Raw genomic sequence first — 12,277 nt, forward strand, 5'->3', positions numbered from 1 at the left:
CCCGTTGTTCGGCTAGGCGCCTTTACCTTTTCAAGGACGATGAATGAAACCCGTAAAACTTTCCCTGCAGGCCTTCCTGATGTCCTGCCTGGTGGCCGGCTGGGGCCTGGTGTATGTCGACCGCATCCAGTGGGGCATCCGCGTCGCGGCGCTGATGTATATCGGCATCGTGCTGCTGGGCCTGTGCGGGCTGATCTCGACGCCGCTCGGTTTGTATGTCCTGTTGGGCTTCATCATCAGCGTCAAGCTTGCCTCGGCGGTCACCGCCGCGGTGCTGGCGCGCCGCTACACCGGCCCGCTGAATGTGCCGCGCAAACGTGTCCACGTGCTCTATGTGGGCGTGCTGGTGGTGGTCACGCTGGTCTTGCTCTCGGTGCTGCGTGCACCGCTGCTGGGCTTCAACACCTACTTCGTACCGACAGCCTCGATGGCGCCCACCGTGTCGATCGGCGACTACATCGTGTCCGACCTGCGTGCGGGGCCACCCAAGGTCGGTGACATCGTGGTGTACCGCTGGAATGGCACCGAAGCGATCAAGCGCGTGGCGGGCGTCGCCGGGGACACCTTAGAAATCGTCAACGGCGAGCTGATCCACAATGGCGAAAACCTCGGGCTGTTCCATGCCCAGGCCGACCGTGTGAAAGGCCCGGAATCGCTGACGCTCGCGCCGATAAAGGTTGCGCCGGGGCACGTCTACCTGCTGGGCGATAACCGCCACAACAGCAATGACAGCCGCTTCATGGGCCAGGTCGCGGTTGAAGACGTGGTGGGCAAGGTGACCGGCATCTGGTCCTCCAAAGACCGGACGCGGATCGGCACGACATTCCCTTGATACCTTCTTGAAGCTGGAGCAACACCCTATGAATGTCCCGAACACCACCGGACGGGCGACCATCCTGGCCAGCATCGGCCGCCGCCTGGCCGCTCGTATCATTGATTGCGCCATCGCAGTGCTGATCTTTTTCATCGTCAAATCCGGCGCCGACGCGGTGTCTGCCTATGTGCCTGCGATGACGTCCCAGCGTGGCATTCTCTCGGGCTTTTTTGCCGGCTTCGCCTACGTCCTGTTGGCCGATGCATTGCCCAATGGCCAGAGTCTCGGCAAGCGCCTGTTGAGCATTGCCACCGTCGACCGCAAGACCCGCAAGGGCTGTACCCTTTCGCAGTCGCTCACCCGCAATGCCGGGGTGCTGGTGGTGATCGATTGGGTGTGGATCTTCATGGAGTCACGCACGCGCCTGGGGGATATGTTCGCCAAGACCATCGTGGTCCAGACCGGCAACCTGACCACGGTGCGCAGCCTGGCGGACATTTATGACAACGGCACTTCCCGTGGCTGATGGCTATTTAACGGACAAGGACACGTCAGATGATTTACCGAGCTTTTATCCTCCTGTGCCTGGCAGCCCTCGCCGGATGCCAGGGCCTTCCCTATCGCGGCGCCGAAGATCAGGCGCGGATCACGGCTGACCTGAAGCTTGCGGCGACGCCCGCCGAGTTCACCAGGTTGCGTTGGGCGTACACGAACTATGGCGTGATGAAGGGCGAGCAGACCGAGGATGCAATCGCCGTGGTGCAGCCGGGCCTGATCACGTTGGTGGGCTATGCGGGTGGGCACTATGTGCGTCAGGCCAGCTTTCGCGTGGCCACGGTGGACTGTGCGTACATTTTCGATGGCGAGACCAGTGATCGGCCGATCTGGCTGCTGCAGCAAGACCGTATCGTGTTCCTCACCGTCAGCGACTTCCGTGGCAATGGCGACGTGCTCAAGCGCACGCAATTGGTCAAGGCATTGGCCGCCAGCGGCTTCACGCTGCACACCGATGCCCAGGGCCCGGCCTACCGCCCCACCGGCAAGTCGGAACGCCTGTTGGTGCTCAACCCCATCGTCGGCAAGCACATGGAAGACATCGCCGAGAACCAGGCGCACAACGTGTGCCGCCCTCAACCCCTTAAGGATAAATGACTGATGAGCGACTCAGCGTTGGTGGCCGGCAGCGATAACCTGGCCAGCCCGGTCAAGCGGCTGCTGGGCTACCTCATCGATATGGGCGTGGCGTTTGGCTTGCTGTTGTTGAAGACGCCGCTCGGCTATGCCGCCCTGTATGCCCACACGGCGACGAGCCTGATGTTTTTCCAATACGCCAGCTCCGCGCTGACCTTATTGGCGATTGGGTACCTTCTCTTTTGCGATGCATTGCCCCAGGGCCAGAGCCTGGGCAAGCGCGTGTGCCGCACGGCGGTCGTGGGTTATCCGTACCCCACGAACTGCACCGTGGTGCAGTCGTTCCTGCGCAACCTGCCGAAGCTGTTGCTCAGTGTGCTGGACGGTATGTTTGTATTGATGGGACTGCGTCGGCGCCTGGGCGACATGTTGGCCAAGACAGTGGTAATCAATACCTGACGCGGGCATTCAAGGTGGGAGCGCGGCAGCTCCCATCCTGATCCCAGGCGTGTTACAGCAACTTGCGCTGCACCGCCTCGTCGAGCGTGCTGCGCGTCAATGCGTCGACCACTTCGCGTGTATCGCTCTGGAACGGCAGGCCCACGATCAGCACCAGATGCACCCAGGTGCGCACCGATTCACTCTTCTTGACCCGGCCCAGTTCCTTGCCATCCTTGTCCTTGAACACCGTTTCAAGGGTGAAGATGTTCTTCGCGGTGGTCGGGATGACACAGAACGTGAAGCCGGTAATGAACGCCGACACCGGGCTGTATTCTTCATTGTTGTGCAGCGTGGCATCCACATAGATGTCCGAGTCGACCTTGTCGGTGCTCACCCGCGCGAAGCGGTTGGACTGGCGAAACGTATCCGCCACAGTCTTTTCCCACAGCGCCGCCGGTGCACCCGCCGCCGCATTGCCCGGGCCGCCGTTGACGTGGTTCTGCGCGGTGGTGCGCACGTACACCGTAGGTTTTTGCTCCGGCGCATTGGCGGTCGGCGGCCAGGTCTGCACGGCTGGCAGTTCGTGTTGCGAGTACGACACGCAGCCCGTCAACAGGACGGCGGCGAGTACCAGGCAGTGTTTGATCAATCCTTTCATGCAGTGCTCCTTGAAGTTATGGCTTGGCCAGTTTGGCGGTGGCCGTGTCGAGCAGTTGCGCGACCAGTTTGCTCAATTGCTGGGCGCCCATGGACGGTGCCCAATACTCGCCGCTGTAGAGGCCGACGTTGTGCTCGAACTTGATCGACTCCTTGGCCGCAGCCAATTCCTTGCCGTTGCGGTCGACGATCACCAGGTCGCCGGCGACGTCGAAGCTGTCGACATAGATCGGGCCGTTGACCCAGATCCAGATCGTCAGCGTCAGCAGCGCGCCGGGCACGTAGGCCGGGTGCGGCCCGCGATGGCCCTTGAGGGAGGTCATGTTGAACTTGAGCACGACGTCGTTTTCTTCCAGGCGCACGGGGTACTCGGTGACTTGCTTGAAGTAACCCGCCGTGCGCACGTACTGGTTGAGCTGGGCCGTCAGGGAGCGGCTGATCGCCGTCTTGTTGGCCTCGTTGACGTCGGCGTCACTTACCGCCACATCGGCGATTTGCGCGCTGCGCGGGCTGCTGGCCGCTGCCGGGTGAAACGGGGCGCCGATAGGGCCGGTGACGGTGTAGGAGGCGCAGCCGGTCATCGACAGCGTCGCGATCACGGCCGCGGCCCGGAGGAGAAGTTTAAGCACGCAATATCCCTATAAGTGAACGAACCAAGTCAGTGTCTCGACCCATCCGGGGATAACTTGAGCCTCCATTTTTTATTTCGCCAAAAGGCCTTCGGGCGGCTTTGCGAGCGGCGGGGCACAGGAGTAAAGTCGCGCCCGTTACCTGACATTCCCCTCGCATTCGTTGCATGGAAACCCGCTCAATGGACCTGAAACCTCTCGCCCTGTGCAGCACGCTGTTGCTGTTGTCTGCCTGCAACCACCAACCCTGGGTGCCCTATGTTGCACCGCCCGCCGGTACCGACACGGCCAAGTTGCGTGTGATCACCAATGGCGAAGTGCGGGGCGGCGCGTACACCGGCTGCGTCGGCAATGAGCAAGGCTTGGCCAAGGCCGGGCGTTTTTATGATGTGGTCAAGCCGAGCATCAATTACCCGCAATCACCCTTGGTGCCGCCAAAGTTGGGCATGCCCCCGCGCGTGCTGCCGAAGATGGCCGAATACCTTGGTGTGACCAGCATGGCCGAAGGGATGTACACCGAGATCGTGGCCGAATACCAGGTACCGGCGGGTAAGCCGTTTCTGATGGTGCGCGAGGAGTTGGCGGTGGGCAGCTACGGCAGCACCTACAGCAAGTGCCCGGCGCTTTCGCGGGTGTACACCTTTGAAAAGGGCCGCCAGTACGAGGCTTACGTCGGCATGGTGTATGGCTCGGATACCGAGGGCAAGATGGGCGTGCGTTGTCCCTTCTTTGTCTACGAGTTGCTGGCGCCGAACCAGGGCATCCCGATGGCGATGGAGTCGACAGTGGCAGCCGATCGCCCGTGCCATTGAGGTGCGGGTCGATTGAGTAGACACGGCTTAACCCGAACCACCTGAAGCTTGCGTCTGACCTTGTGAACGGATCATTCATTCACGAGGTTCAGACCCATGTCCTACTCCCCGCTCTTCCTGCGTCCTGCTGCCCAGGGCTTTGCCGTGACCTTGCTGGTGGCGCTGGCTGGCTGCGGGCTGTCTGCCTCGCATGATGTGGCCAAGCCGGCCAACCCTGCGCCGGTCGCCGAGTTGAAAAGTGCCGCCGTGCAGGGCGCCGTGAGCCAGCGCATGCCGTCGCCCGCCCCCATGACCACGCGCCTGGTGATGCAGGATTCGGCAGCGATGGCTTACCGCAGTGAGCCCCGCGAGCAATACCAGAACCTGCCGGATAACCCCGTGCACCGCGTGGCCGAAACGCCGGTGTCCACCTTCAGCGTCGATGTCGACACAGGCAGCTATGCCAACGTAAGACGTTTCCTCAACCAAGGCAGCCTGCCGCCCGAAGGCACTGTGCGACTGGAGGAAATGGTCAACTACTTCCCCTACAACTACGCGTTGCCTACCGATGGCTCGCCCTTTGGTGTCACCACTGAAGTCGCCACCACGCCGTGGAACCCGCACACCCAATTGCTGCGCATCGGCATCAAGGCCTCCGACCGCGCCGTGGCGGACCTGGCCCCGGCCAACCTGGTGTTCCTGGTGGATGTGTCCGGCTCCATGGACCGCCGCGAGGGTCTGCCCCTGGTCAAAAGCACCCTGAAGTTGCTGGTGGATCAGTTGCGCGAACAGGACCGGGTGTCGCTGGTGGTCTATGCCGGTGAGTCCCGCGTAGTGCTCAAGCCCACCTCCGGGCGAGACAAGGCCAAGATCCGCAACGCCATCGACCAACTCACTGCCGGCGGTGCCACGGCGGGCGCGTCCGGCATCGAACTGGCTTACCAGATGGCCCGCGAAGGGTTTATCGACAAGGGGATCAATCGCATTCTGTTGGCCACCGACGGTGATTTCAACGTCGGCGTCAGCGACTTCGACAGCCTCAAGCAAATGGCCGCAGACCAGCGCAAAAGTGGCGTCTCCCTCACCACCCTCGGCTTTGGCGTGGACAACTACAACGAACACCTGATGGAACAATTGGCCGATGCCGGCGACGGCAATTACGCCTACATCGACACCCTGCGCGAAGCGCGCAAGGTGCTGGTCGAGCAACTCAGCTCGACCTTGGCGGTGGTGGCGCGGGATGTGAAGCTGCAGGTCGAATTCAACCCGGCGCGCGTCAGCGAGTATCGCCTTTTGGGTTATGAAAATCGTGCGCTCAAGCGTGAGGATTTCAACAACGACAAGGTCGACGCCGGCGAAATCGGTGCAGGGCATACCGTCACCGCGCTGTATGAAATTGTGCCGAAGGGCGAGAAAGGCTGGTTGGAGCCGCTGCGCTACACGTCAGCGCCTGAGGTGGCGCACAACACCGGCGAGCTGGCGCTGCTGCGGGTGCGCTACAAGCCGGCGGCAGGCGGGGACAGCCGGCTGATCGAACGCCCGATCGTCAACGCGTCCACTGCGGCCAGCGACGACTTGCGCTTCTCGGCGGCCGTGGCGGCCTTCGCCCAACAGCTCAAGGGCGATGGCCGCTACACTGGCAGCATGAGTTTGCCGGACACCGCCGCACTGGCCCGCTCGGCGCGCGGGGATGACCCGTTCGGGTTGCGTAACGAGTTTGTACAACTGGTGGAATTGGCCCAGAGCCTCAAAGCCCCGGCCAAACAGTGAATAAAGGGAGTTAGCCATCGATATGCCCGCTCCAAACGACCTGCCCAGCGACGAATCGCTGCTGGCCCGCTACCGAACCGGCGATGGTGCCGCGTTCGAAGCCTTGTACGCGCGGCACCGCCAAGGCCTGTATCGGTTTTTGGTGTCCCTGAGCAACAAGGCCGAACTGGCCGAGGAAATCTACCAGGAGACCTGGCTCAGCCTGATCCGCAGCAACACGCAGCCACAAGGGAGGGCGAGTTTTCGTACCTGGCTGTTCCAGATTGCCCGCAATCGCCTGATCGATTACTGGCGCAAGCACGGTATTCACAACCCCCTGCACGACAGCTACGACGAGCAACTGCACGCCCAGCCCGACGACAGCGCCGGGCCCGAGCAGCAACTGAGCCTGAGCCGCGACCAGGCGCGCCTCGACGCCGCGTTGCAGGCGTTGCCTGAAGACCAGCGCGAAGTCTTCCTGCTGCGCCTGCACGGCGACCTTGAGGTGCCGCAAATCGCCGCCCTCACCGGCGCCCCGCTGGAAACCGTAAAAAGCCGCCTGCGTTACGCCCAGCAGAAACTGCGCCGCCTGCTGGCCGAGGAGATACCCGCATGACCGACTCACGACAAATGCCTGACGACGAGCTGATCCAGCATTTTCGTCAACACAGCACGGGCGAACCGCCTGCGTCCCTCGACGCCTTCATCCTCGCCACCGCCCGCCGCGAAGCCCCGGCGCCGCAGCCAAACCTGTGGCAACGCTGGCTGCAAGCCTGCCAACGCCCGCGCTGGCAGATGGCATTCGCTACCGTCGCAGGCCTCGCCCTGATGATCGGCGTGGTGATGCGCTCGCCGGTGCCGCAGCCCGAGATATCCACCGCGACCTTCTCCGGTCTTCAACAGGACACTGCACGCCCGGCGCCACAAGCGTTCTCGGCGCCTGCGCCTGCCCCCATGGCCCGCCTGGCCGTCGCCCCACCGCCCCAAGCTGAAATCGCCGGCTCATTGGCAGATGCCCCCGCCGCCAAACAACTGAGCAAGCGTGCGCCGGTGGCATTGCCATCGTTGGAACAGGGCTTGCGCGAAATCCTGCGGTTGCGCGCGGCGGGAGAAAGCAGGGCGGCGGACGAGCAACTGCTGGCGCTGCATGAGCGTTTCCCCGAGGAAGACCTGCCGGCGCGGTTGGAGGCGTTGCAGAAGCACTGAATCAACATGTCTAGTCCTGAAATAGGTTTACACCTATTTCAGTCTCAAAACGCCCGATGCACTGCATCGGGCGTTTTGTATTTCAGGGACAGGTGTGGCCGTTCCCCGTTGTAGATCAGCACCGACTCATCCACCATTTTCACTGCGTCCGCCAGATCTTTAGGGCGATACAGCAGGAGCTCGGTCTTCAAAATGCCGTTTATCCTCTCCGCCGTGTTGTCAGGTAGTCAATCTACCTCGAGCCAGTCGCATTGCATATCAGCTGTCCTCACCACCTGGTGATCAGAAATCACGCTGGTCATCTTGATTCCCTAGATGCGTAGTTGCATGGACTTGACCAGTCGTTTGCATCGGATTTGACCAGCACACGGGGTGGCCTTGATCGGCAAAAAACCGCCAGAAGCAGCCCATCGCGATCAGTAACGTTTGACGACAACGCGTCGCTCTCGCACTCTGTTTCCCCCCTATTATTCACTAGGCTTCCCTATGTCATTCGCAACCGTAGTGCTGCTTGACTCCTGGCCACAGCCAAGTACGTCGCCCGAACCCATCGTGTTTGCCACGGACACGCAGCTATGTTTACGGTATTGCGCCGCAGGGGAAGAAATAGCTGTAATCCATTTTCCCCTAGTTAGGAAAATGCAGTTCGGCTCACCAAACGACGAGGCTTTGGGCGGTCATCCGCTTATTGGGCTTGGTCTCAAGCATTACCAAATTCATCGAATAGATAATTCGCCTTGGCTAGCAGAGCTTGAGCAGAGAAACGCCATTCATCCGCGACACGATAGACAGCGGTTTCTAAAAGATGCCATCCATTATGTCTTCACGTTTCAGGACTCTACTCTGGAATGCATCGTAATTGAGGGGCAGTTCTGGCATCCAAAAGTACAAGTCTTTACCTCGGAGCAGAACGCAAGGGATGCCTGGCGCGAACTGATAAATGACGTGGGCGCATGATCTCAAAAGTCACGAGTGGATGCCCGCTTTGGGGCGACTTCTGCCAATCAGGCCACCCAGTGTGCTGGTCAAATCCGATGCGAACGACTGGCTGCGCTCCACCAGCGCCTTGAATTGTGCCGCCGTTGGCGCCTTTGCGCTTCGCAGTGGATCACACCGGTCGATCTTCTTAAGAGCGACGATTAAAAGCCAGAAACAACAAAGCCCGCACAAGGCGGGCTTCGTTGGGGCTTCATAGACTGTCTGATACAGCCAGAAACTAGTATGTGGTGCCCCGGCGTCGTTTGAACTGGGTGGTTAGAGGTCCGTATTTGCTGGGTCTTGTGGCCTCTAGTTCGGTTAGGCATACATGTGGGCATACACCGCCAAGGCTCTTGCAATCCTATTCACGACTTACTCTTTGCACTGCGTACGTGTGAGGGCCGTCTGGTTTTAGGAATTCCAGGAGGTCGTAAAAAGAAATGTCCACACTCCATCTTCCAGCTGCATAAGAGCTCACTTGGTATGGGGCGAATAAAAATGTGAAATGGTCTGCGCCGATTGTGAACGCGCTGAAGTTTTCCTCTGTACTCGCGGCTCCGGTGTTAAACCACTCAATCTGGTGCTGATCTGGCTTTTCACCGGTTCTCCTCCAATATTCTCTACACAACTCTGCGATACATAGCTGGCTGATGCGTTTTAACGCAGCTTCGTGGTCACGAAAAAAATCTTCGAGACTCAAACGCAGGAGACGCTCGCGTAGGGAGAAATTGTAGGTTTCAAAATGCGAATTTGGGTGCGCGGCACCAGCCCCGTACCAACTAACTTCGTACGTCAAGCTCAACATTTCGTCGGTTGCATGTACGATCCCGAAGCCATCCCAACGCCCATTAAGCGACGTATACCCGCCGGGCTCCGGGAATAAATCCGTTTGCTGTTCCCATGGCTTCTGTCTGGATTGAATCAGGCCTTGAGCAGCCCGTCCGCCGAAATAGAGCGATAGCTCTTCAGCAACGGCACTTAAATAGGCCGATTCAAAGCGAGGGTACTCGATCTTAATATTATGCCCGGGAGCCCCTTCCCAATAATCTTTCAGGTGTTCAGAGAAAACCTTAAATGGGCCCGCATTGGAGCCGTGCTTTATTTCTATCGACTGTTGCTCAGCTGCCAATTGGAGGGAGGCCTGAACCTGTTCCCACGCACCCGACGTGGTTAAATCGATATATTGAAGGCGTCCTGCTATATGACTAGAGACCTCACATTGCTCCAGCAATAGGGGTAAAACGTAAATATCAGTTGGCTGTTTGTACCTTAGGCGCTCTATAGCATCGTTCGCTTCTCTCTGAACGAATCCTCTTTTGTTAACGCTTTGATTGCTGAGCAGCAGCATTACAACATTGGCATCTAGGAAGGCTTTGTCGATTTCCGCTTCCCAATTTTGCCCAGGGAGGATGTGCTTCACATCGATCCATGGAGCCATGCCATCCTGGACAAGAAGGTCGTAATATTTCAGCGCTTGCTGCCTGTCTTCTTTGGCGTAGCTCACGAATACTTTAAGCGACACGATGCCCCCCTATTTTCCGTTGTGCCCTCAATCGGGCGATCATCTGACACTGTAGCTGCAGATTAGCATCAGGCTCTCGAGCTTAGTATGGGGGGCGTGCCTGGAGAGGTTGCCATCGGAGCCGGCGTGCGATCGTATGTTGAGACGCGGGTAGCTAGAGCTAAGAACGAGCAGATTGCGCCGGGGCCCCTGGAGCGAATTAAGTGATACGGGGCATGAAACCCGCGGGACTGAGTTAGTGGGAGGTGCTGGAAGTTACTGAAATTTCAAGCGTTGAAAATTGAAAGGATCTTGAAGAAAAAAGGGGATCCTTACCGGAACGGTAACGGACCTCGGTTTTGTTCAGGATTGTGAACGGATAGCTAGGTCAACTCAGTCAACCAGTCAACTAACTTTGGAGCCCAGCCACTAACGAGATCTGGCGGGTTCTTTGCCCCGTGTCTATCCGAAATGCCCAGGGTCCCCAACGGCTTTTCGATTCATAGGGCAAATGCACTGGTGAACGGCAGTTCACCCGGTTCACCTGTTCACTAAGCTGGGCATCTTTCCGCTGACACGATCGCGCGGGTTTCCTACCTCGTATCTAGTCTGATCATCCAGAGGCCCCTTCGTTTTGAAGTAGAAAGGCACGCCTATCACCCATGTCGCTGGAGGGGCATTTACTACTGGGGCTAGGGGATACTCTTTGAAAGTCGGTGTTACAGGTGTAACTCGTGTAAAAATGAGCATAGCATAATGATTTTAATGAGTTTTTTATTTGTTACACGTTGGCGCTGTGTTGTCGATCTGGCGTGTTACATAGGTAATTGGTGTCACATGGAGATGGCCTACGAGGGCGGGGTGCATGTTGCCGGTCCGTTCATACGTACTTATAGCGTCGTTATACCGTTGTCCTCTCTGACCTAGCTCGCTACGGTTGGAGGGAGCTGACTGATTGGCGTCTAAGAGCATGAATTCAATACCAGCAAGCACGTCATCGACTAAGATAGACCTGCTTCAATGCCCCCTCCCGAGGCAAGCGTGAGACCCATTTCAGGCTCTTCAATGACGCCTGCAGTGCTCGGGCTAGATAGGATCTTACTGGCCCTGAGCGCTTAATGCTCACTAGCTGTTGCTTACTCAGAAAGCGTACGTTGTAGGGCTGGACTGCTCCCAAATCATTCATGGCCGGCTTTTTCGGCGGATATAGCTCACATTAGAGCGTTGGAGAGCTTTATCTGACGACCGTGAGTAGGCTCGGGATAGATGATCGTCTAGACTGCTGATTGAATCCAAGCAGCCCATAGACAGGACAGGGAAGACGCTTCTATGGCTACGGCCCGACAAATTATCGCACTGCTCAGCAGCCACAATCAGGGGGACGAGGAGCAGTTTCTCTCGATCGCTCTCCAGGTTGCAGCTGCGGAAGCGCGTCGTGGCCGTCAGGAAGTCGCTGACGAGTTGAAGACGCTCGTTGATACCGCACGCAAACGAAAAACGTCAATCCGAAGTGTTTCCGGTCGTTTGGGGGGCGAAGTTGCGATTCCCATTTCAAAACCTCGGGGCGATCTCGAGAACCTTCTATCTGTTTCGTATCCCAAGGCACAAATTCAAGACTTGATCTTGCAAGACTCTATGCGGGATCGGCTAAAACGTTTGATTCATCAGCAAAGGCAGCGCGACCGACTGCGGCATCACGGTCTTTCACCTAGCTCTCGTTTGTTACTCGTAGGGCCGCCCGGGTCTGGTAAAACATTAACCGCTTCGATCTTAGCTGGTGAGCTGCAACTGCCCCTGTTCACTATCCGCCTCGAAACGGTTATCACACGATACATGGGTGAGACCGCTTCTAAATTAAGGTTGATTTTCGATCAAATTGCATCTGTTCGTGCCGTTTATTTATTTGATGAATTTGATGCCATTGGCGGGCGGCGCAATGCAGACAATGATGTTGGAGAAATGCGACGGGTATTGAACTCCTTTCTACAGTTTCTCGAGGAGTCAAATAGTACGGATAGCCTCGTTGTTGCTACAACTAACCACCCAGAGCTCTTAGATCGCGCACTGTTTCGTAGATTTGACGATATCCTAGAGTACGAACTTCCCGATTCCGAGGGCATCAAAGCAGTATTAAGTTCATTTTTATGCCCCTATCTGCCCAAGCGCTTTTCCTGGGGGAAAATTGTTGATGCTGCTGTAGGCTTAAGTCAGGCCGAACTTAGCAGGGCCGCAAGTGAAGTTATAAAAGAGATGATTCTCGGTGATGTGAAACAGATTGCAGTCGATGTGATAATAAGAGCTCTTAAAGAGCGCCATGCTCTTAGGGAAGCTATGTCGGGGTTATCCCAAAACTAGGTAGTAAGCGTAGGCAGGAGCCGTA

At 58.0% G+C, this 12,277-nt stretch carries 13 protein-coding genes and 1 pseudogene; 10 read left to right on the forward strand and 4 right to left on the reverse strand.

The features are described from left to right. The first annotated feature begins 43 nt into the window (after positions 1 to 43). Genes lepB through BBG20_RS01045 form a run of 4 tightly spaced genes read left to right on the forward strand, consistent with a single transcriptional unit; the run spans position 44 to position 2,404 of the window. Positions 44 to 832: a signal peptidase I gene (gene lepB / locus BBG20_RS01030; RefSeq protein ID WP_065899527.1), complete on the forward strand. Its 789-nt coding sequence runs from the start codon at positions 44 to 46 to the stop codon at positions 830 to 832. 28 nt (positions 833 to 860) lie between these two features. Next, positions 861 to 1,340, forward strand: a complete 480-nt coding sequence (locus tag BBG20_RS01035) for an RDD family protein (protein WP_065899528.1) — start codon at positions 861 to 863, stop codon at positions 1,338 to 1,340. Positions 1,341 to 1,369: 29 nt separating this feature from the next. Then, positions 1,370 to 1,966: a hypothetical protein gene (locus BBG20_RS01040; protein WP_065899529.1), complete on the forward strand. Its 597-nt coding sequence runs from the start codon at positions 1,370 to 1,372 to the stop codon at positions 1,964 to 1,966. 3 nt (positions 1,967 to 1,969) lie between these two features. Next, positions 1,970 to 2,404 carry an RDD family protein gene (locus BBG20_RS01045; RefSeq protein ID WP_065899530.1) on the forward strand — a complete coding sequence of 145 codons (435 nt, stop codon included), beginning with the start codon at positions 1,970 to 1,972 and terminating at the stop codon, positions 2,402 to 2,404. A 52-nt stretch (positions 2,405 to 2,456) separates the two neighbouring features. On the opposite strand, the gene BBG20_RS01050 is transcribed toward BBG20_RS01045, so the two are convergent. Both BBG20_RS01050 and BBG20_RS01055 read right to left on the reverse strand, forming a co-directional pair. Continuing rightward, on the reverse strand, positions 2,457 to 3,044 hold the full coding sequence (locus BBG20_RS01050) for a hypothetical protein (protein WP_065899531.1): 588 nt from the start codon (positions 3,042 to 3,044) through the stop codon (positions 2,457 to 2,459). Positions 3,045 to 3,060: 16 nt separating this feature from the next. Beyond that, positions 3,061 to 3,672 carry a hypothetical protein gene (locus tag BBG20_RS01055; protein ID WP_065899532.1) on the reverse strand — a complete coding sequence of 204 codons (612 nt, stop codon included), beginning with the start codon at positions 3,670 to 3,672 and terminating at the stop codon, positions 3,061 to 3,063. 182 nt (positions 3,673 to 3,854) lie between these two features. Here BBG20_RS01055 and BBG20_RS01060 point away from each other — a divergent pair, with 182 nt between their 5' ends. The 4 genes from BBG20_RS01060 (at position 3,855) to BBG20_RS01075 (ending at position 7,418) form a co-directional block, all read left to right on the forward strand. Further along, entirely contained in the window at positions 3,855 to 4,484 is a 630-nt protein-coding gene (locus tag BBG20_RS01060) for an amidase (protein WP_065899533.1), read from the forward strand. 96 nt (positions 4,485 to 4,580) lie between these two features. After that, a complete protein-coding gene (locus BBG20_RS01065) occupies positions 4,581 to 6,233 on the forward strand; it encodes a vWA domain-containing protein (RefSeq protein WP_065899534.1) in 1,653 nt (550 codons plus the stop codon). Between the two features lie 22 nt (positions 6,234 to 6,255). Further along, complete coding sequence (locus BBG20_RS01070) at positions 6,256 to 6,828, forward strand: RNA polymerase sigma factor (RefSeq protein WP_065899535.1); 573 nt, start codon at positions 6,256 to 6,258, stop codon at positions 6,826 to 6,828. Then, positions 6,825 to 7,418, forward strand: a complete 594-nt coding sequence (locus tag BBG20_RS01075) for a hypothetical protein (protein WP_065899536.1) — start codon at positions 6,825 to 6,827, stop codon at positions 7,416 to 7,418. Before BBG20_RS01070 ends, BBG20_RS01075 begins: the two co-directional genes overlap by 4 nt. Before the next feature lie 44 nt (positions 7,419 to 7,462). Here the strand turns inward: BBG20_RS01075 and BBG20_RS01080 are convergent. Continuing rightward, a pseudogene (locus BBG20_RS01080) lies at positions 7,463 to 7,630 on the reverse strand (integrase core domain-containing protein); the annotation flags it as partial. Positions 7,631 to 7,904: 274 nt separating this feature from the next. Between BBG20_RS01080 and BBG20_RS01085 the strand changes: the two are divergent. Continuing rightward, positions 7,905 to 8,375 (forward strand): hypothetical protein, encoded by a 471-nt coding sequence (locus BBG20_RS01085; protein WP_065899537.1) that lies wholly within the window; start codon positions 7,905 to 7,907, stop codon positions 8,373 to 8,375. 382 nt (positions 8,376 to 8,757) lie between these two features. On the opposite strand, the gene BBG20_RS01090 is transcribed toward BBG20_RS01085, so the two are convergent. Further along, positions 8,758 to 9,918 (reverse strand): TIR domain-containing protein, encoded by a 1,161-nt coding sequence (locus BBG20_RS01090; protein ID WP_065899538.1) that lies wholly within the window; start codon positions 9,916 to 9,918, stop codon positions 8,758 to 8,760. A 1,308-nt stretch (positions 9,919 to 11,226) separates the two neighbouring features. Here BBG20_RS01090 and BBG20_RS01095 point away from each other — a divergent pair. Continuing rightward, positions 11,227 to 12,252, forward strand: coding sequence for an AAA family ATPase (locus BBG20_RS01095; RefSeq protein ID WP_065899539.1), 1,026 nt, complete (start codon positions 11,227 to 11,229; stop codon positions 12,250 to 12,252). The last annotated feature ends 25 nt before the right edge of the window (positions 12,253 to 12,277 follow it).

Source organism: Pseudomonas aylmerensis (assembly GCF_001702265.1).
In the GTDB taxonomy this organism is placed as follows: Bacteria; Pseudomonadota; Gammaproteobacteria; order Pseudomonadales; family Pseudomonadaceae; genus Aquipseudomonas; species Aquipseudomonas aylmerensis.